Genomic DNA, 18542 nt, shown 5'->3' on the forward strand with positions numbered 1-18542 from the left:
AGGCCCGGGTCGAAAGCCGATAATCTACGGCGATCGAAACGAGGGGTCGGCTGGTCACGGCGCAGGAAAGAGGCACAGCATGGGGGATGAATCCACGGTCGCGGGCCGGCCGACGCCCGGCGGGGAAAAGGCCGACCCCGGCACGGTGTTCGCCGCGCTGGCCGAGATCATCTACCAGGGCTCGGACGCCGGCCAGATGTACGCGGCCATCTGCGTGGCGGCCACCCTGGTGGTCCGCGGGTGTGACCACGCCAGCCTGCTGGTGCGCGACGGCGACCGCTACGTCACGGTCGGCGCGAGCGACCGGCTGGCCCAGCAGATCGACGACCTGGAACGGCGTTCCGGCGACGGGCCCTGCATCGACGCGATCGAGGAGGAAACCCCGCAGATCGACCCGGACCTGACCACGCCGTCGCTGTGGCCGCGCCTGGCGAAGGTCTTGGTGGAGGAAACCCCGGTGCGCGGCGCGATGGGCTTTCGGCTGCTGGTCGACAAACGCAAGGGCGCCGCGCTCAACCTGTTCAGCGACACCCCCAACATGTTCGATGCCGAAGCGGCCGGGCGGGCGGCGGTGCTGGCCGCGTTCGCCAGCGTCGCCATCAACGCGGTCGCCAAGGGCGAGGACGCCACCAGCCTGCGCCGGGGGCTGCTCAGCAACCGCGAGATCGGCAAGGCGGTCGGCATGTTGATGCTGCTCCACGACATGACCGAGGAGCAGGCGTTCGACCTGCTGCGACGGCATTCCCAGGCGCTCAACATCAAGCTGGCCGACGTCGCGCGGGAGGTCATCGACAGACGCGGCGAACTTCCGACGGCGGAAGACACGCAGCCGCCCGAGGGTGGCTAGCGCCGGCTATTCGGGCAGCCGCAGCTCGGGCTTTTCCACCTCTTCGATGTTGACGTCCTTGAACGTCACGACCCGCACCTGCTTGACGAAGCGCGCCGGCCGGTACATGTCCCACACCCAGGCGTCGGACAGGCGCAGCTCGAAGTACACCTCGCCGTCGGCGTTGCGCGGCACCATCTCCACGCTGTTGGCCAGGTAGAACCGCCGCTCGGTTTCCACGACGTAGCTGAACTGACCCACGATGTCCTTGTATTCGCGGTACAGCGAGAGCTCCATCTCGGTTTCGTACTTTTCGAGATCCTCGGCACTCATCTGTTCAGACGTCCTTCTCGGAGAAACACTTCCGGGCGTTGCGCCCGGGGAATCCTGGTCCCATCTTTCCTCACCGACATCCGCCACGCGCGGGCGGAGGGTCCCCTTTGCATTCGGCCACCACGCGGCTGCCCGATCCCCCTGACCCTATGGCCACACGCCGGACGTTGATGAACGAATGGCGGTGTTCGGGGCAGGGGCCGAGCTGCGTCAGCGCCGTGCTGTGCGCCGGTGTGCTGTAGCCCTTGTGTTCGGCGAACCCGTATCCCGGGTGGTCGGCGTCCATGGCGACCATCAGCCGGTCGCGGCTGACCTTCGCCAGCACGCTCGCCGCGGCGATGCAGGCCGCCACCGCGTCGCCGCCGATGACCGGCAGCGACGGCACCGCCAGCCCGGGCACCCGGAACCCGTCGCTGAGCACGTAACCGGGCCGCAGCGGCAGGCCCGCGACGGCGCGGCGCATGCCCTCGATGTTGGCGACGTGCACGCCGCGGCGGTCCACCTCGGCCGGCGGTATGAACACCACGTGGTAGGCCAGCGCGTAACGACGGATCAGCGGGAACAGTCTCTCCCGGGCGCTCTCCGTGAGCTTCTTCGAATCATCAAGGGCCGCAAGGCTTTCCAGCCTCCCCGGCCCGAGCACGCAGGCGGCCACCACCAGCGGGCCCGCGCAGGCGCCGCGGCCCACTTCGTCCACGCCGGCCACCGGTCCCAGCCCGCTGCGGTACAGGGCCGACTCCAGGGTGCGCAGTCCCGACGACTTGCGGATCACCGTCCGCGGCGGCCACGTCGTGGCCATGGCTACTGATGCTGTTGCGGGTTCACCGACGACACGCCACCCCATCGCCCGGGCGGCCACACGATGAACCTCGCCTTGCCGATCACGTTCGACACCGGCACGGTGCCCGATGTGGGGTCGCCCGTGCACAACACGCCCTTGAGGGCCTCGGCCGGGACGCTGGTGCAGTGGGCACGCGAGTCCGCCGAGTGCGTCCGGTTGTCGCCCATCACCCACAACCGGCCCTGCGGCACGGTGACCGGGCCGAACTCGCTGCCCAGGCAGGGGTACACCGACGGGTCGGCCATCATCGTGGCCGGATCCAGGTAGGGCTCCTTGAGCGGCTTGCCGTTGACCGTCAGCCCGGTGTCGGCCCGGCACTGCACCGTCTGTCCGCCCACCGCGATGACCCGCTTGACCAAGTCGTTCTCGTCGGGCGGCACGAAGCCGATGAACGACAGGGCGTCCTGCGCCCAGCGCAGCGCGGTGTTGTTGGACCGGATCGACTTGTAGCCGAGGTTCCACGACGGCGGCCCCTTGAAGACGATGACGTCGCCGGGGCCGGGCGCGTGGAAGCGATAGGTGATCTTGTCGACCATGATCCGGTCGCCGACGCAGCCGGAGCACCCGTGCAGCGTGGGCTCCATCGACTCCGACGGGATCAGGTAGGGCCGCGCCACGAACGTCAGCATGACGTAGTAGAGCGCCACGGCGATCACGGCCAGCAGCGCGATTTCGCGCAGTGACGATCGCTTGGCGCGCTCCGGCGCGTCCGGCCGTCCCGGTTCGGGAACCGTCGCCGACCCGCCCTCGGGCGGGTCCGGGATGCGGGTGGAGACCTTCGGCTCTGACTGGGCGGACGGGGGCTCAGGCGAGTCCGTGGGATCGGTCACGAGATCAGAGTAGCCAGCGCAGATTGTGGCGCGGTAAACCGACCGGGACTGCCGCCCGGCCGTGCCAGCTCAGCGCTTTTCCTTGATCTTGGCCTTCTTGCCGCGCAGCTCTCGGAGGTAGTACAGCTTCGCGCGGCGGACGTCGCCACGGGTCACCACCTCGATGTGATCGATGTTCGGCGAGTGCACCGGGAAGGTGCGCTCGACGCCGACGCCGTAGCTCTCCTTGCGCACGGTGAAGGTCTCGCGGACCCCGCCGCCCTGCCGGCGGATCACCACGCCCTTGAACACCTGGATGCGCTCCTTGGCGCCCTCGATGACCTTGACGTGCACGTTGATGGTGTCGCCCGGGCCAAAAACCGGGATGTCGTCGCGCAGCGACGCTTGGTCGACGAAGTCCAGGCGGTTCATCGTAGAAGACACTTCCTTGCGGTCGCGGCCTGCGGCAACAGCCCCTCGGGGCGGTCGCCAAGCCGATGGTTTGGGGCAACTTGGGCGTATCTCGCAGCAGGGGAAGAAGCGGCCCGGCCGGCCGGCAACCGCTGGAGACAACTGGTCAATTGTGCCAGATAGGGCGGTTGCCATGAAAATCACAGCTTCCGAGGCGGTTCGCAGCGAGCCGAAATCGCTGGTGAATGGTACATATGACTGGGGTCAGAACGCCCTACCGGGCCCTGCGTGACCGGCCGGGCAGGTGGCGCGACGAGCCCAGCGCCTGTGCACTCGGGCGCCCCGGAGCCACGTCAGAGGAGAGGAATGCGCGTTCGGCCGCTGATGCTGTTCACCGCCACTGCGGCGGTGGCGTTGGTGGTGGCCGCCGGGTGCGAGGCAAAGGTGCAGGCCAAGGCCTACAACTTCCCGGTGTACGTCACCGGAGACCGCGGTCTGCGCCAACCCACCCCGCAGGCGGCCCAGCTGATGCTCGAAGCGGTCAAGCCGCCGCAGCCGGAACCGCAACTGGCGATCCCGGGCCCCGTCGGCCTGCAGGCGCGGGTGCAGCAGGCGACCGACGAGGCCGCCGCCGCCGGGGCCGCGCTGTCGGTCGCGATCCTCGACCGCAAAACCCACCAGCTGGTCTCCACGGGCAACGGCCAGGTCATCGGCACCGCGTCGGTGGCCAAGCTGTTCATCGCCGACGACCTGCTGCTGCACGAATCCCAGGGCAAGGCCGCGCTGAGCGCGGACGACCGGCAGGCGTTGGACGTCATGCTTCAGTCATCCGACGACGGTGCGGCCGAACGGTTCTGGGGCCAGGGTGGCGAGAACGCCATCATCACGGCGGTCGCGGCGCGCTACGGGCTCGGATCGACCACCCCGCCCAGCGACGGGCGCTGGTGGAACACCATGAGCTCGATGACCGACCTGATCCGCTACTACGACATGCTGCTCGACGGATCGGGCGGGTTGCCCGCCGACAAGGCGAAGGTCATCGTCGACGACCTGGCCCGGTCGACCCCGAACGGGCTCGACGGCTACCCGCAGCGCTTCGGCATCCCGGACGGTCTGTACGCCGAACCGGTGGCGGTCAAGCAGGGCTGGATGTGCTGCATCGGCAGCGACTGGATGCACCTGTCGACGGGCGTGATCGGCGCCGACCGCCGCTACATCATGGTGGTGCAGTCCCTGCAGCCCTCGGACGACGCCACCGCCCGCGACACCATCACCCGGGCGGTGAAGACGATATTCCCCGAAGGCCGGACCGACCCGCTGCGCCGCGGGCTCTAGTCGCGGGCTTTAGTCCCGCGGGTCCAGCAGCTCCGGGCGCCGTTCGCGGGTGCGCCGCAGCGAAACCTCCCGCCGCCACGCGGCGACGCGCGCGTGGTCACCGGACAGCAGCACCTCGGGCACGTCGAGCCCGCGCCAGCTCGGCGGCCGGGTATAGCTGGGACCCTCGAGCAGCCGGTCCAGGGCCGGCGAGTGCGAATCCTGTTGATGCGACGCCGGATTGCCGAGCACACCCTCGAGCAGGCGCACCACGGCTTCGATCATCACCACCGCCGCCGACTCCCCACCGGGCAGGACGTAGTCACCGATCGAAACCTCTTCGACCCGCATCCGCCGGGCGGCGTCCTCGATGACACGCTGGTCGATCCCCTCGTAGCGACCGCAGGCGAACACCAGGTGGGCTTCGGCGCTCCACCGCTGGGCGTCGGCCTGCGTGAACAATCGGCCCGCGGGCGTCGGGACCACCAAAACCGTTGCATCCGAGCAGATCTCGTCCAGCGCCTCGCCCCACACCGGGGCCTTCATCACCATCCCGGGACCACCCCCGTAGGGCGCGTCGTCGACCGAACGGTGCACGTCGTGCGTCCAGCCGCGCAGATCGTGCACCCGCAGGTCGACCACCCCGGACTGAATCGCCTTGCCGGGCAACGATTGCCGCAGCGGGTCCAGGAAGGCCGGGAAGATGGTGACGACGTCGATCCTCATGCCAGATCCAGCAGGCCCTCGGGCGGGTCGATCTCCACGACCCGGTCATCGAGCGACACCGACGTCACGATCGCGCCGACGAACGGCACCAACGCCTCGCCGCCGTCGCCCCGGCGCACCGCCAGCAGCTCACCGGCCGCGGTGTGCAGCACCTCGGCGACGACCCCCACGTCCCGGCCCGCCACGGTGCGCACGCGCAGCCCTTCGAGCTGGTGGTCGTAGTAGGTGTCCGGTTCGTCGATGGCAGGCAAGTCGTCGGAATCGACGACGAACACCGTGCCGCGCAGCGCGTCGGCGGAGTCGCGGTCGCTCACCCCGGCCAACCGCACCAGCAGGCGCCCGCCGTGTTCGCGCGCGCTCTCGACGACGAAGTCGCGTTCCCCGCCACCGCGAGATGCCTTGCCGCGCAGAGTGTTACCGGGCGCGAATCGGGCAGCGGGATCGTCGGTGCGAATCTCGACGACGACCTCGCCGCCGATCCCGTGCGCCTTCGCGACGCGCCCGACGGTCAACTCCAACGGAGTTCCATCAGCGCTACTGGTCGGTGTCCACCACGTCGACGCGGATGCCGCGGCCACCGATGCCGGCGACCAGCGTGCGCAGCGCGGTCGCGGTGCGTCCGCCACGGCCGATCACCTTGCCCAGGTCGTCGGGATGGACGTGGACCTCGACAGTGCGGCCTCGGCGGCTGGTCACCATGTCCACCCGGACGTCGTCGGGATTGTCGACGATCCCCCGGACCAGGTGCTCCACCGCGTCAACGACGACCGTGCTCACGTCCGTCAGCTTTCGGTGCTCGGCGCGGCCTGCTCGCCGCCCTCGGCGGCGGGCTCTGCGGGGGTCTCAGCCGGGGTCTCAGCGGCGGGCTCGGCGGGGGCCTCGGCGGCGGCCTCAGGCTCGGCGGCCTTCGCGGCCTTCTTGGCCGGCGCCTTCTTCTTCGGCTTCGCGGCCTCGGTGGTCGGGCCGCCCTCGGCCTCGGCCAGCGCGGCGTTGAACAGGTCGAGCTTGCTGGGCTTGGGCGGGGCGACCTTCAACCGGCCCTCGGCGCCGGGCAGGCCCTTGAACTTCTGCCAGTCGCCGGTGATCTTCAGCAGCTTGAGCACAGGCTCGGTGGGCTGAGCGCCCACGGACAGCCAGTACTGGGCGCGCTCGGAGTTGATCTCGATGAGGCTCGGGTCTTCCTTCGGGTGGTAGCGGCCGATGACCTCGATGGAGCGACCGTCGCGGCGCGTGCGCGCGTCGGCGACGGCGATGCGGTACTGGGGATTGCGGATCTTGCCAAGCCGGGTGAGCTTGATCTTCACAGCCATGGTTAAGCGAACTCTCCTGTGTGTGTCACGCTGCAATTCAGCGATCGGGGCGGGATGCCCGGATCCGGTTTTGCCTCGAGTGTGATGACCGGGACGCGATCGTGATCGCGCCGCGGACAGCCGCCCATTGTGCCAGACAGCCGTGCCCAAGCAGAAATTTGCGCTCAGCCGTCGATGTGCGTGGGTGGGTTGCTGAATTCGGAACCCCATGGATGCAGGTCAGGACCCATCATGTCGCAGCGAGTGGCGCCGCGGGAACCCGACCCACCATAGGCGGAGTAGAACACCACGCAGCGTTGCCAGGTGCCGTCCGGAGAAACCGGTCCGTCGCACCTACTGACGGACAACCCGCCGTACAGGCAGCCGGCGCCGGCGGGTGGCGCCATGGCGATCAAGCCACCGGCCGTCAAGGCGGCAGCCAGTCCCCCGACGATGCTGCGCCTCATGGTGCCTCCCATAGCGAAATGGCTGAGCCGGCTCGATCTTGCCGTGTCACATGACCTTCTGGAAGACCTTGGCCTCCACCCGGCGCGTCATCCGCCAGCCCTCGGCCGTGCGCAGGAACTCGTCGTCGTACCAGAGCCCGCAGAACAGCACCTGCTCCTTGTCGCCGCCGAGCACCATCGGGTTGAAGCAGATCACCCGCGACGAGGCCGTGTCGCCGTCGATTCGCACCGAGAAGTTGCCCAGCATGTGCGCGTACACCGGGAAGTTCGGCAGCACCTCGGACAGCCACTTCTTGACCTCCGGATAGTGACCCTCGATGCCCCCGAGCGCGGTGTAGTCGATGTACGCGTCCGGGGTGAACACCTTGTCGAGGTCGTCGAATCGGCGCTGGTCAATGGCGGTCGAATAGTCCACCAGCAGCTGCTGGATCTCTAGGCGGTCGGAAATCTCGGCCAGGCTCAACATGGGAGGGACAGTACTGAAAATCCGCACCCGGGTGGCCCGGAAGTTAGACTTTCGGCCCATGCGCAAGCTCATGGCCGCCGCCGCGGCCCTGTTCACGGTCGGTGCGGGTGCCACCGCCCCCACGTCGTGGGCCGACGCCATGCAGCCCGTCGGCTCGGTGCCGATCCCGGACGGGCCGGCCCAGACCTGGATCGTGGCCGACCTGGACAGCGGTCAGGTGCTGGCCGGCCGCGACCAGAACGTGGCCCACCCGCCGGCGAGCACCATCAAGGTGCTGCTCGCGCTGGTGACGCTGGACCAGGTCAGCCTGGACTCCACCGTGGTCGCCGACACCGCCGACACCCAGGTGGAGTGCAACTGCGTCGGCGTCAAACCGGGCCACGTCTACACCGCGCGCCAACTGCTCGACGGCCTGCTGCTGGTCTCGGGCAACGACGCCGCCAACACGCTGGCGCACATGCTGGGTGGCCCGGAGGCGACGGTCGCCAAGATGAACGCCAAGGCAGCGTCGCTGGGCGCCACGAGCACCCACGCCTCGACGCCGTCCGGCCTGGACGGGCCCGGCGGGTCGGGCTCCTCGACGGCCCACGACCTGGCCGTCATCTTCCGCGCCGCGATGGCCAATCCGGTGTTTGCGCAGATCACCGCCGAGCCGTCGGCGATGTTCCCCGGCGACCACGGCGATGCACCGATCACCAATCAGGACGAGCTGTTGCAGCGCTACCCCGGCGCGATCGGCGGCAAGACCGGCTTCACCGACGCCGCCCGCAAGACCTTCGTGGGGGCGGCCGCCCGCGGCGGCCGGCGGCTGGTCATCGCCATGATGTACGGCCTGGTGAAGACCGGCGGCCCGAGCTACTGGGACCAGGCGGCGACGCTGTTCGACTGGGGCTTCGCGCTCAACCCGCAGTCCAGCATCGGCTCGCTATAGGCCCGCGCCCGGGGCGGCCGCGGACAGCAGCGTCATCAGCATCGGAATCCGTTGCTCGGCGATCTGCGGCTGCGGCAGCACCCCCTCCACCACCGCGGCGCCGTCGAACACGTTGGTCAGCACCGCCACGAGCACCGGGAAGGTGTCCTGGGGGAAATTCTCGGCGCCCGGCAGCGCGCGCGCGGCCTCGTGGATTTTCGTGGAGTACTGGCGCAGCTCGTGCTGCAAGGTGTCCCTGAGCTTTTCGTCGGTGCGCGCCGCGACCAGCAGTTCGTAGAGCACGGCGTTGGTGGGAGCGGCGGTGACGTCGCGCAGGATCGCCAGGGCGGCTTCGAGCGCCGGGCGGTCCGGCGGTATTTCGGCGACCCGCTTGGTGAACGTCTCGAGCTGGCGGCGCAACACCTCGGACGCCGTGGCCGCCATGAAGTCGCCCATGGTCTCGAAGTGCCGGAACAGGGCGCCCACCGACACCCCCGCGCGTTTGGTGATCACGGCCGCCGACGCCCGCGCGTATCCGACCTCGATGATGGTCTCGATGCACGCGTCGAGGAGCCGGCCAACGGTCTCCTCCCGACGCTGCTGCTGGGTTCTGGCCATGTCACACCCCGATTTTCAGGGCGCCCTGGCCCCGGTGCCGCTGGCCCGCGCGCAGGTAGCGGCCCGATTTCACGGTTTGGCCGTAGCCGTCGCGGAATTGGCCCGCCCGGAAGACGACCGCGCCGCCGACACCGGTCGCGACGACGGCGTCGTCGTTGCGGTTGACCATGCGCCGCAGGCCCCCGTAGAAGGGCACCTCTTCCTCGTAGTAGCCCTCGACCGCCTCGTTGAGCCCGCTCGGGTCGATCACCACGAAGTCCGCGCGGTCGCCCTGGCGCAGCGTGCCGGCGTCGACCCCGAACCACTCCCCGAGCTCACCGGTCAGGCGGTGCACCGCCTGCTCGATGGGCATGAACGGCGCGCCGGCCCGGTGGGCGTCGCGGACCCGCTTGAGCAGCTTCACGGGGAAGTTGTAGAAGGCCATGTTGCGCAGGTGCGCGCCGGCGTCCGAGAAGCCCATGTGCACGCTGCCTTCCTTGGCGAGCGCGTCCAGCAATTTGGGCCGATGGTTGGCGACGGTGGTCGTCCACCGGACGTTGCGCTCGCCGTTCTCGACGAGCACGTCGAGGAAGGCGTCGAGCGGGTGCAGCTTGCGCTCATCGGCGATGGCGCCAAAGCTCTTGCCGATCAACGATTTATCGGGGCATTCGACGATCACCGCGTCATGGAAGTCGCGGTGCCACAACGACGGGCCGAGCTTGACGCGGTCGAACTCGCGCCGGAACTGGCGGCGGTATTCCTCGTCGGCCAGTAACTCGTTGCGCTCCAACTGATCCCGCAGGTGCAGGGCCGCCGTCCCGGCGCCGAACTCCTCGAAGACCGGCAGGTCGATTCCGTCGGAGTACAGCTCGAACGGCACCGGCAGATGCTGGAACCGCACGCTCGAGCCCAGCAGTTTGTTCAGCAGCCGGGTCCCCGGGCCGAAGACGTACACCGACAGCGGCATCGACTTGGCGTCGGCCGAAACCAGCATGCTCATGCGAACACCTTTGCCCCGGTTGAGGATTCGGCTGCTCGCCAGAAAGAACAGGATCCCGGTCGACGGCTTGGCCACGTTGGGCGCGCTCTGCAGAATGCGGCCGCGCTTGCGCAGCACCTTGATCAGCCTGCGCCGCTCGCGCCAGGTCGCGAAGGTGGACGGCAGCGCCCGCGACCGAAAGCGCTCGCCGTCGAGCTTGTCGATGGGCGCGTCCATTCCCGACATGCCGAGCACGCCGGCGTCGAGCGCCTCCTCGAGCAGCGCCGCCATCTTCTCCACCTCGGCGTCGGTCGGCTTGCCGGCGGCGTCGGTGGCCCGATCGAGCCCCAGCACCGCGGTCCGCAGGTCCGAATGGCCCAGCAGCGAGCCGATGTTCGGCCCGAGCGGCAGGGCGTCGATCGCCTTGATGTAGTCCGCCGCGGTGGACCAGGTCTTGTTTTGCAGTGCGCCGTAGACGAATTCGCGCGGCACGGCTTCGACACGGCTGAACAGGTCGGCGGCGTCCTCGGAGCTGGCGTAGACGGTCGACAGCGAGCAGTTCCCCAGCAACACGGTGGTGACCCCGTGGCGCACGGACTCCCGCAAGCCCGGGTCCAGCAACACCTCGGCGTCGTAGTGCGTGTGCACGTCGATGAAGCCGGGAACCACCCACTTGCCGGCCGCGTCGATCACCTCGGGGCAACCCGCCTCGTCCAGCGGCGCGTCCGACACCGTGGCCACGACGCCGTCGCGGATACCCAGCGTGCGGGTGCGCGGCGCGGCGCCGGTCCCGTCGAACCACAGCCCGTCACGAATGATCACGTCGTAAGCCACTTTTTCCTCCAGGTCGTCGTGGTGGAACCGACCGTAACATAGATAGCAAGCACTCGCAATCTTTTTCGCCAAGGGCGTGTCGCCCTTCCCCGTCTACGCCTGCGGGCGGAACACCTGGCCGCGCAATATCACCAGGTCAGGGCGGCGCAGCACGGCCGGGCCGGACCGCGGGTCGTCGGCGAAGCACAGCAGGTCGGCCGACGCGCCATGGTCCAACACCGGCCGCCGCAGCCAGCGGCGGGCGTCCCAGCACGCCGCGCCCAGCGCCTCGGTCGGGCCCATCCCGATGCGCTTGAGCGCCTCGACCTCGTCGGCGATGCGTCCGGGCGCGACCATGGTGCCGGCGTCGCTGCCGGCGTAGATCGGCACGCCCGCCTCGCGGGCCGCGGCGATCCGGTCCGGGCCGCGGGCGTGCAGGTCGCGCATGTGGGCGGCGTAGACCGGGTACTTCGCGGCGGCCGCTTCGGCGATGCCGGGGAAGTTCTCCACGATGTTGACGAGCGTGGGGACCAGGACGGTGCCGTGCTCGAGCATCAGCGCGATGGCCTCGTCGGTGAGGCCTGTGCCGTGCTCGATGCAGTCGATGCCGGCCTTGATCAGGCCGGGCAGCGCGTCCTCGCTGAAAACGTGCGCGGTCACCCGGGCGCCATGGGCATGCGCGGTCTCGATCGCGGCCTTGAGCACGTCGTCGGACCACAGCGGGGCGAGATCGCCGACGCTGCGGTCGATCCAGTCCCCGACCAGCTTGATCCAGCCGTCCCCGCGCTTGGCCTCCTCGGCGACCGCCTGCGGCAGCTGCCATTCGTCTTCCAATTCGCGCGAGAAGCCCGCCGCATAGCGCTTGGGCCGGGCCAGGTGCTTGCCGGCGCGGATGATGCGCGGCAGATCGTCGTGCTGGTCGAGGCTGCGGGTGTCGGTTGGTGAGCCGCAGTCCCGCAACAGCAGCGCACCGACGTCGCGTTCGATTTCGGCCTGGGCGATCGCGTCGTCGATCGGGATCTCGCCGTGCTCGCCGAGGCCGACGTGGCAGTGGGCGTCGACGAGGCCGGGCACGATCCAGCCTTGAAACCCAGACGAGCCAAAGACGGTGTCGGCCCCCGCGACGGGCTCGGTGCTGATGCGGCCGTCGACGATCCACAGCTCGATTGGGGTCTCGTCGGGCAGCCCCACACCTCGCACGTGCATACGCACGGCGGGTTAGTTTCGTCCCGGATTGCCTGGAAACTTGAGCTTGGACAAATCGAAATCCGCCAGGCCGGGCGGCAGCTCGTCGAGGCCCTTGGGCATCTGCGACAGATCGGGGAAGCCGGCCGGCATGTTCGGCATCCCGGCGCCGAGCGGGTTGCGGTTCTTGGGCGGCGTCGGACCGCGCCCGCCCTTCTTGCCCTTCTTGCCCTTGCCGCCCTTGGCCTTTCGGGTCGCCGACTTGCGGCCCATGCCGGGAATGCCCATGCCGCCGAGCATCGACGACATCATCTTGCGGGCCTCGAAGAAGCGGTCGACCAGCTGGTTGACGTCGGACACCGAGACGCCCGACCCGTTGGCGATGCGCAGCCGCCGCGAGGCGTTGATGATCTTCGGGTCGGCCCGCTCCTGCGGCGTCATGCCGCGGATGATGGCCTGCAGCCGGTCGAGTTGCTTGTCGTCGACCTGGGCCAGCGCGTCTTTCATCTGGCCGGCGCCGGGCAGCATGCCCAGCAGGTTGCCGATCGGGCCCATCTTGCGGATGGCCAGCATCTGCTCCAGGAAGTCCTCCAACGTCAGCTCGCCGGTGCCGATCTTGGCGGCGGCGGCCTCGGCCTGCTCGGCGTCGAAGACCTGCTCGGCCTGCTCGATCAGGCTGAGCACGTCGCCCATGCCCAGGATGCGGCTGGCCATCCGGTCGGGGTGGAAGACGTCGAAGTCCTCCAGCTTCTCGCCGGTGGAGGCGAAAAGGATTGGCACGCCGGTCACCTCGCGGACCGACAACGCGGCGCCACCGCGGGCGTCACCGTCGAGCTTGGTCAGCACGACGCCGGTGAAGCCGACGCCCTCGCGGAAGGCCTCGGCGGTGGTCACGGCGTCCTGACCGATCATCGCGTCGAGGACGAAGATCACTTCGTCGGGGTTGACGGCGTCGCGGATGGCGGCGGCCTGGCTCATCAGCTCCTCGTCGATGCCCAGCCGGCCGGCGGTGTCGACGATGACGACGTCGTGGTGCTTGGCGCGCGCCTCGGCCAGGCCCGCCGCCGCCACGGCGACCGGGTCGCCGGGACCGGATTCGGGGGACTCACCGGGATGCGGCGCGAACACCGGGACGCCGGCGCGCTCGCCGACGACCTGCAGCTGGTTCACCGCGGCGGGACGCTGCAGGTCGCACGCGACCAGCAGGGGGGTGTGGCCCTGCCCCCGCAGCCAGGCGGCCAGCTTGCCGGCCAGCGAGGTCTTGCCGGAACCCTGCAGGCCGGCGAGCATCACGACGGTCGGCGGTGTCTTGGCGAAGGCGAGCTGGCGGGTCTCACCGCCCAGGATGCCGATCAGCTCTTCGTTGACGATCTTGACCACCTGCTGGGCCGGGTTGAGGGCCCCGGAGACCTCCGCGCCCCTGGCGCGGTCCTTGATCCTGGTGACGAACGCGCGCACCACGGGCAGCGACACGTCGGCTTCCAGCAGCGCCAGCCGGATCTCGCGAGTGGTGGCCTCGATGTCGGCGTCGGTCAGTCGACCCTTGCCACGTAGTCCCTGAAGGGCACCGGTCAACCGGTCGGACAGCGATTCAAACACCCCGCCAGCCTAGTGGTACTGCAAGCGCGGCGGCCCGTCGACCGCGACACTGAAACCACGCACACGACACGCCGCAGAACGTGTGCGTGGTTTCAGTCTCGAGGAAGCGGCGCGCGGGCTTGAATGGCCTCATGCTCGAGGTGATCGACAAGGGAGCCTGCAGCCCGGACCATCCGGTGCCGCTGCTGTTCGTGCACGGCGGGTGGCACGCCGCGTGGTGCTGGGACGACGGTTTCCTGGACTACTTCGCCGACGCCGGCTATCGCGCGGTCGCGATGAGCCTGCGCGGGCACGGCGCCAGCCCGACGGACAAGCCGCTGCACAAGGTTTCGATCGAGGACTACCTCGACGACGTCCGCACGGTCGCCGACGACCTGGGCGGCTCCCCGGTGCTCATCGGCCATTCCCTCGGCGGCTACACGATCCAGCGCTACCTCGAGGACCGCACCGCCCCGGCCGCCGTGCTGGTGGGCTCGCTGCCGCCGTCGGGTGTGCTCGGGGCCTCGCTGCGCGTCTGGCGGCGCCGTCCGTGGATGACCGTGCACTCGTTCAACGACCCCACCTTGGTCAGATTCCTGCGCACGCAGAAGCTGGCGCGCGGGTATTTGTTCTGCGCGGACACGCCCGAGCACATCGTCGAATCCTGTTGGCACCGCGCCGGCCCGGAGAGCATCCGCGCGGCGATGACCGACCCGATGTTCCGCCGGGTCAAGACGCAGCGGGTGACGACGCCGATGCTGGTGCTCGGCGCCACCCACGACGGCTTCGTCAGCGTCGGCGCGGTGCGCGCCACGGCGCGCGCGTACGCGACCGAGGCGGAATTCTTCGACATGGGTCACAACATGATGCTCGAGCCGGGCTGGGCCGACGTCGCCCGACGCATCGACGCGTGGCTGGTGGCGCGCGACCTGGCGAGCCGGGTGGGATAACCCGCTCGAGTCGTTGCTGCGCCGAAAAGCGTTGGCGTGCTAGATTTCACAGCCACCGCTCAATCACGCCGGCCTCGTCGAAAACTGCACCATGGGGGGAAATGTCCGTGCAACCGGTCGCTCGCACGGATGCCGGCGTCGACGACAGCGGCCGGGCGCTGCGCGGGTGGCAGCGCCGGGCGTTGGTGAAATACCTGGCCGCCCGGCCGCGCGATTTCCTGGCCGTCGCGACCCCGGGGTCCGGCAAGACGACGTTCGCGCTGCGGGTGGCCGCCGAGCTGCTGAGCCAGCGCGCCGTCGAGCAGATCACGGTCGTGGTGCCCACCGAGCACCTCAAGGTGCAGTGGGCGCAGGCCGCGGCGCGGCACGGCATCGCCCTGGACCCGAAGTTCTCCAACTCCAACGCCCACACGTCGGGCGAGTACCACGGCGTCATGGTCACCTACGCTCAGGTCGCCGCGCACCCGACGCTGCACCGGGTGCGCACCGAACAGCGCAGGACGCTGGTCGTCTTCGACGAGATCCATCACGGCGGGGACGCCAAGACCTGGGGTGACGCGATCCGCGAGGCCTTCGGCGACGCCACGCGCCGGCTCGCCCTGACGGGCACGCCGTTTCGCAGCGACGACAGCCCGATCCCGTTCGTCGCCTACGAATCGGGCGCCGACGGGGTCCGGCGGTCGCGGGCCGACCACACCTACGGCTACGCCGAGGCCCTCGCCGACGGGGTGGTCCGGCCGGTGGTGTTCCTGGCCTACTCCGGGGAGGCGCGCTGGCGCGACAGCGCCGGCGAGGAGCACGCCGCGCGGCTCGGCGAGCCGCTGACCGCCGAGCACACGGCGCGAGCCTGGCGGACGGCGCTCGACCCGGCCGGGGAATGGATGCCGGCGGTGATCGCGGCCGCCGACCAGCGGCTGCGCCAGAAGCGCGCGCACGTGCCCGACGCGGGCGGCATGATCATCGCCTCCGACCGCACCGCCGCCCGCGCCTACGCCGCCCTGCTGACCAGGCTGACCTCGGAGGCGCCGACGGTGGTGCTGTCCGACGATCCCGGATCGTCGGCTCGCATCAGCGAATTCGCCGCCGGCAGCAGCCGCTGGCTGGTGGCCGTGCGGATGGTCTCCGAGGGCGTCGACGTGCCCCGGCTCTCGGTCGGCATCTACGCCACCAGCGCCTCGACTCCCCTGTTCTTCGCGCAGGCCATCGGCCGGTTCGTGCGCTCGCGCCGGCCCGGCGAGACCGCGAGCATCTTCCTGCCGTCGGTGCCCAACCTGCTGCAGCTGGCCAGCGAGCTGGAGGCGCAACGCAACCACGTGCTCGGGGAGCCGCACCGCCCGGACGAGGATCCCCTCGACGGCGATCCCGCCACCAGGACGCAGACGGAGAAAACCGAAGCCGACAACGGCTTCACCTCGTTGGGCGCCGACGCCGAGCTGGATCAGGTCATCTTCGACGGCTCGTCCTTCGGCACCGCGGCCCCGGCCGGCAGCGACGAGGAGGCCGACTACCTCGGCATCCCGGGCCTGCTGGACGCCGAGCAGATGCGGGCGCTGCTGCACCGCCGCCAGGACGAACAGCTCCAGCGACGGGCCGCGCAGGGGGTGCCGGCCGCGGTCTCCGCGCCGCCGTCGATGCACGGCCAGCTGCGGGAGCTGCGCCGCGAGCTCAACACGCTGGTGTCGGCCACGCACCACCGCATCGGCAAGCCGCACGGCTGGATCCACAGCGAGCTTCGCCGCCGTTGCGGGGGCCCGCCGATCGCCGCCGCGAGCCGCGAGCAGATTCAGGCCCGCATCGAGGCCCTGCGGCGGCTCAACGCCGAGCACTCCTGAACTAGTCGCCGACCGGCTCCTGCAGCACCTCGACCGCGGGGCCGCCCAGCACTCCCAGCAGGTTCTGCTCGATCGCCGCCCGCGCCTCCGGTTCGGCGTTGGCATCCACCGTCACGCAGAAGACGTCGGCCGCCGTCGACCCGAAGGTGTTCACCTTGGCCCAGGCGATGTCGGCGCCGGCGCGTTCCAGCGCGCTGGTCAGCAACGCGAGCAGCCCCATGCGGTCCATGGCGCGCACCTCGAAGAGCAACTGGCCGGCCGTCGCGGTGTCGAGCCAGAGGATGCGCGGCGGGGCGGTCGACCGGGTGACGGGGACACCGGCCTGAATCTCGCCGGCCCGCGCGGTGGCGGCGCTGACGGCGTCGCTGTCGCGCCTCTCCAGCGTGCCGAGGACATCGAGGTCGCCGGCCAGCGCGCCGTTGAATTGCTGGCGCAGCAAGCCCGATTCGGGCGGCGAGCCGAACACCGGCGACACGACGAACTCGACGATCGCCACGCCCTCGTGAATGTTGGCCAGCGCCGAGTGAATTCGCAACGAGTTCAGCGCCAGCACCGCGGCGGCCTTGGACACCAGCCCGCGCTGGTCCGGCGCGAGCATCACCGCGGTCAAGCGCTCGCGGTCACCGGGTGTGATCTCCACATGCACGCCGCGCCCGGCCGCCAGCGAAAGATAATGCGGCGCAACCGGTTCGGCTTCCGGCAGCGGCTCGCCCGCCATCACCAACCGGCAACGACGGACCAGATCCTCGATCAGCGACGCCTTCCAGTCGCTCCACACCCCGGGCCCGGTGGCCTTCGAATCCGCCTCGGCCAGCGCGTGCAGCAGCTCGAGCAGCTGCGGGTCCCCGTTCAGGGCAGCGGCCACCGACTCGATGGTCTTGGGGTCGTTGAGGTCGCTCCGGGTGGCGGTGATCGGCAGCAGTAGATGGTGGCGAACCATGCCGGCGAGCGTCTCGGTGTCCTGGGTCGACAAGCCGAGCCGCTCGCCGATCGGGATCGCCAGATCCGCGCCGAGCACGCAGTGATCGGTGCCGCGGCCCTTGCCGATGTCGTGCAGCAGGGCGCCCAGCGCAAGCAGGTCGGATCGCGCCACGCGGGTGGTGAGCGGGGCGGCGTTGACGGCGGTTTCGACGATGTGGCGGTCGACGGTCCACTTGTGCGAGACGTCACGCGGGGGCAGGTCGCGCACCGCGTCCCATTCGGGGAAGAGGCGGCCCCACAACCCGGTTCGGTCCAGCGACTCGATCGTGTTCACCGTCGTCGGTCCCGCCAGGAGCACGACCAGTAGGTCGTCCAGCGCCTCCCGCGGCCACGGCGACGGCAAGTCGCCGGCGCTGTCGGCCAGCCGTTTGAGCGTGCCGGCGCCGATGGGCAGGCCGGTGTCCGCCGACGCGGCCGCGACGCGCAGCACCAGCCCGGGGTCGGTCTGGGGGTGGGCGTCGCGGGCGAGCACCACCTCGCCGTCGTACTCGACCACGCCCTCGTCCAGCGGTCGCCGCCGCGGGCGCCGCACCAAAGCGGTGAAGCCGCGTCGCGGCAGCGCGTTCTGCGCGGTCCGCAGCCCGGTCTCGGCGTGGTAGGCGATGGTGCGGCTGGCGCTGGACAGCATGCGCGACAACGCAAATCGGTCCCCGATGCCCAGCGCGGCGCTCACCTCGTCGGCGAATTGCGCCAGCAGTTGGTCGCGGCCGCGGCCCGATACCCGGTGCAGTTCGGTGCGGACGTCGAGCAGCGCCAGGTATGCGGCGTCCAGCGAGCCCCCCGGCGCGTCCGGGTGGCCCATGCCGTGGCGGTCGATGAGCTGCGCGATGCCGAGCGCGTCGAGCAGTTGGACGTCGCGCAGCCCGCCGCGGCCGGACTTCAGGTCCGGCTCGGCCCGCTGCGCGATCCGCCAACACCGTTGCCAGCGTTCGTAAGTCATCGCGACGAGCTCGTCCATCCTGGACCGGATCGCGCTGCGCCACTGGCGCCGCGCCCCGTCGATCAGCTCCGCCGACAGCTGCGCGTCGCCGGCGATGTGGCGCGCGTCCAGCATGCCCAGCGCGGCCACCAGGTCGCTGTTGGCGACGCCCAGGGCGCCCGGCACCGTGCGCACGCTGTGGTCGAGCCGAACGTTGGCGTCCCACAGCGGGTACCACAGCCCGTCGGCGACGTGGCGCAGCACATCGTCAGACTTGTTGTCGTGCAACAACATCAGGTCCTGTCTCTTATACACA

The 18542-nt window shown here is 70.1% G+C and carries 19 protein-coding genes and 1 pseudogene; 5 read left to right on the forward strand and 15 right to left on the reverse strand.

Annotation, left to right across the window (positions count from 1 at the left end; genetic code table 11):
• Window positions 1-79: 79 nt before the first annotated feature.
• Window positions 80-847: a GAF and ANTAR domain-containing protein gene (locus WU80_RS13025; protein ID WP_055403248.1), complete on the forward strand. Its 768-nt coding sequence runs from the start codon at window positions 80-82 to the stop codon at window positions 845-847.
• A gap of 6 nt (window positions 848-853) precedes the next feature.
• Here WU80_RS13025 and WU80_RS13030 read toward each other — a convergent pair whose 3' ends face one another.
• The 4 genes and pseudogenes from WU80_RS13030 to rplS all read right to left on the reverse strand — a co-directional run bounded on the left by WU80_RS13030 (window position 854) and on the right by rplS (window position 3241).
• Entirely contained in the window at window positions 854-1159 is a 306-nt protein-coding gene (locus WU80_RS13030) for a DUF2469 domain-containing protein (RefSeq protein ID WP_007171389.1), read from the reverse strand.
• A gap of 36 nt (window positions 1160-1195) precedes the next feature.
• Window positions 1196-1958, reverse strand: a pseudogene (locus tag WU80_RS13035) (ribonuclease HII); the annotation flags it as partial.
• A gap of 2 nt (window positions 1959-1960) precedes the next feature.
• Window positions 1961-2830, reverse strand: coding sequence for a signal peptidase I (gene lepB / locus WU80_RS13040; protein ID WP_055403250.1), 870 nt, complete (start codon window positions 2828-2830; stop codon window positions 1961-1963).
• Window positions 2831-2899: 69 nt separating this feature from the next.
• Window positions 2900-3241, reverse strand: coding sequence for a 50S ribosomal protein L19 (rplS, locus tag WU80_RS13045; RefSeq protein ID WP_055403251.1), 342 nt, complete (start codon window positions 3239-3241; stop codon window positions 2900-2902).
• A 345-nt stretch (window positions 3242-3586) separates the two neighbouring features.
• Between rplS and WU80_RS13050 the strand changes: the two genes are divergently transcribed.
• Window positions 3587-4555: a hypothetical protein gene (locus WU80_RS13050; RefSeq protein ID WP_055403252.1), complete on the forward strand. Its 969-nt coding sequence runs from the start codon at window positions 3587-3589 to the stop codon at window positions 4553-4555.
• A 9-nt stretch (window positions 4556-4564) separates the two neighbouring features.
• Here the strand turns inward: WU80_RS13050 and trmD are convergent, their stop codons facing one another.
• From trmD to WU80_RS13080, 6 genes are all read right to left on the reverse strand, one after another.
• Window positions 4565-5260 (reverse strand): tRNA (guanosine(37)-N1)-methyltransferase TrmD, encoded by a 696-nt coding sequence (trmD, locus tag WU80_RS13055; protein ID WP_055403253.1) that lies wholly within the window; start codon window positions 5258-5260, stop codon window positions 4565-4567.
• The gene (rimM, locus tag WU80_RS13060; RefSeq protein WP_055403254.1) at window positions 5257-5778 is read right to left on the reverse strand and encodes a ribosome maturation factor RimM; all 522 of its coding nucleotides are present in this window, start codon (window positions 5776-5778) and stop codon (window positions 5257-5259) included. The genes trmD and rimM overlap by 4 nt, the downstream gene beginning before the upstream one ends.
• 16 nt (window positions 5779-5794) lie before the next feature.
• The gene (locus WU80_RS13065; RefSeq protein ID WP_003878715.1) at window positions 5795-6037 is read right to left on the reverse strand and encodes an RNA-binding protein; all 243 of its coding nucleotides are present in this window, start codon (window positions 6035-6037) and stop codon (window positions 5795-5797) included.
• A gap of 5 nt (window positions 6038-6042) precedes the next feature.
• Window positions 6043-6570, reverse strand: coding sequence for a 30S ribosomal protein S16 (rpsP, locus tag WU80_RS13070; protein WP_055403255.1), 528 nt, complete (start codon window positions 6568-6570; stop codon window positions 6043-6045).
• A 164-nt stretch (window positions 6571-6734) separates the two neighbouring features.
• Window positions 6735-7016: a hypothetical protein gene (locus tag WU80_RS13075; RefSeq protein ID WP_055403256.1), complete on the reverse strand. Its 282-nt coding sequence runs from the start codon at window positions 7014-7016 to the stop codon at window positions 6735-6737.
• Between the two features lie 46 nt (window positions 7017-7062).
• Window positions 7063-7482 carry a nuclear transport factor 2 family protein gene (locus WU80_RS13080; RefSeq protein ID WP_055403257.1) on the reverse strand — a complete coding sequence of 140 codons (420 nt, stop codon included), beginning with the start codon at window positions 7480-7482 and terminating at the stop codon, window positions 7063-7065.
• A 58-nt stretch (window positions 7483-7540) separates the two neighbouring features.
• On the opposite strand from WU80_RS13080, the gene WU80_RS13085 reads away from it, so the two are divergent.
• Window positions 7541-8413 carry a D-alanyl-D-alanine carboxypeptidase family protein gene (locus WU80_RS13085; protein WP_055403258.1) on the forward strand — a complete coding sequence of 291 codons (873 nt, stop codon included), beginning with the start codon at window positions 7541-7543 and terminating at the stop codon, window positions 8411-8413.
• On the opposite strand, the gene WU80_RS13090 is transcribed toward WU80_RS13085, so the two are convergent.
• From WU80_RS13090 to ffh, 4 genes are read right to left on the reverse strand one after another with little or no spacing between them, the layout of a single operon-like run.
• Window positions 8408-9010: a TetR/AcrR family transcriptional regulator gene (locus WU80_RS13090; protein ID WP_055403259.1), complete on the reverse strand. Its 603-nt coding sequence runs from the start codon at window positions 9008-9010 to the stop codon at window positions 8408-8410. The two genes, WU80_RS13085 and WU80_RS13090, sit on opposite strands and share 6 nt — an antisense overlap.
• Before the next feature lies 1 nt (window position 9011).
• A complete protein-coding gene (locus tag WU80_RS13095; RefSeq protein WP_156349543.1) occupies window positions 9012-10862 on the reverse strand; it encodes an amidohydrolase family protein in 1851 nt (616 codons plus the stop codon).
• A 33-nt stretch (window positions 10863-10895) separates the two neighbouring features.
• Complete coding sequence (locus WU80_RS13100; RefSeq protein ID WP_156349544.1) at window positions 10896-11987, reverse strand: amidohydrolase family protein; 1092 nt, start codon at window positions 11985-11987, stop codon at window positions 10896-10898.
• 12 nt (window positions 11988-11999) lie between these two features.
• A complete protein-coding gene (gene ffh / locus WU80_RS13105) occupies window positions 12000-13565 on the reverse strand; it encodes a signal recognition particle protein (protein WP_055403261.1) in 1566 nt (521 codons plus the stop codon).
• Window positions 13566-13696: 131 nt separating this feature from the next.
• Between ffh and WU80_RS13110 the strand changes: the two genes are divergently transcribed.
• Together WU80_RS13110 and WU80_RS13115 are read left to right on the forward strand one after the other, a co-directional pair.
• Window positions 13697-14494 (forward strand): alpha/beta hydrolase, encoded by a 798-nt coding sequence (locus WU80_RS13110; RefSeq protein ID WP_055404846.1) that lies wholly within the window; start codon window positions 13697-13699, stop codon window positions 14492-14494.
• 101 nt (window positions 14495-14595) lie between these two features.
• Window positions 14596-16326: a DEAD/DEAH box helicase gene (locus WU80_RS13115; RefSeq protein WP_055404845.1), complete on the forward strand. Its 1731-nt coding sequence runs from the start codon at window positions 14596-14598 to the stop codon at window positions 16324-16326.
• 1 nt (window position 16327) lies between these two features.
• Here WU80_RS13115 and WU80_RS13120 read toward each other — a convergent pair.
• Window positions 16328-18542: [protein-PII] uridylyltransferase (locus WU80_RS13120; protein WP_055405768.1), on the reverse strand; the 2215-nt coding region annotated here is incomplete at its 5' end.

This window comes from Mycobacterium sp. UM_11 (assembly GCF_001414075.1).
In the GTDB taxonomy this organism is placed as follows: Bacteria; Actinomycetota; Actinomycetes; order Mycobacteriales; family Mycobacteriaceae; genus Mycobacterium.

Excerpts from the sequence above, each read along its gene's own strand:
- WU80_RS13025 (WP_055403248.1), top strand. The coding sequence starts at position 80 with ATGGGGGATGAATCCACGGTCGCGGGCCGGCCGACGCCCGGCGGGGAA.
- WU80_RS13030 (WP_007171389.1), bottom strand. The coding sequence starts at position 1,159 with ATGAGTGCCGAGGATCTCGAAAAGTACGAAACCGAGATGGAGCTCTCG.
- rplS (WP_055403251.1), bottom strand. The coding sequence starts at position 3,241 with ATGAACCGCCTGGACTTCGTCGACCAAGCGTCGCTGCGCGACGACATC.
- WU80_RS13050 (WP_055403252.1), top strand. The coding sequence starts at position 3,587 with ATGCGCGTTCGGCCGCTGATGCTGTTCACCGCCACTGCGGCGGTGGCG.
- trmD (WP_055403253.1), bottom strand. The coding sequence starts at position 5,260 with ATGAGGATCGACGTCGTCACCATCTTCCCGGCCTTCCTGGACCCGCTG.
- rpsP (WP_055403255.1), bottom strand. The coding sequence starts at position 6,570 with ATGGCTGTGAAGATCAAGCTCACCCGGCTTGGCAAGATCCGCAATCCC.
- WU80_RS13075 (WP_055403256.1), bottom strand. The coding sequence starts at position 7,016 with ATGAGGCGCAGCATCGTCGGGGGACTGGCTGCCGCCTTGACGGCCGGT.
- WU80_RS13080 (WP_055403257.1), bottom strand. The coding sequence starts at position 7,482 with ATGTTGAGCCTGGCCGAGATTTCCGACCGCCTAGAGATCCAGCAGCTG.
- WU80_RS13085 (WP_055403258.1), top strand. The coding sequence starts at position 7,541 with ATGCGCAAGCTCATGGCCGCCGCCGCGGCCCTGTTCACGGTCGGTGCG.
- WU80_RS13090 (WP_055403259.1), bottom strand. The coding sequence starts at position 9,010 with ATGGCCAGAACCCAGCAGCAGCGTCGGGAGGAGACCGTTGGCCGGCTC.
- WU80_RS13100 (WP_156349544.1), bottom strand. The coding sequence starts at position 11,987 with ATGCACGTGCGAGGTGTGGGGCTGCCCGACGAGACCCCAATCGAGCTG.
- WU80_RS13110 (WP_055404846.1), top strand. The coding sequence starts at position 13,697 with ATGCTCGAGGTGATCGACAAGGGAGCCTGCAGCCCGGACCATCCGGTG.
- WU80_RS13115 (WP_055404845.1), top strand. The coding sequence starts at position 14,596 with ATGTCCGTGCAACCGGTCGCTCGCACGGATGCCGGCGTCGACGACAGC.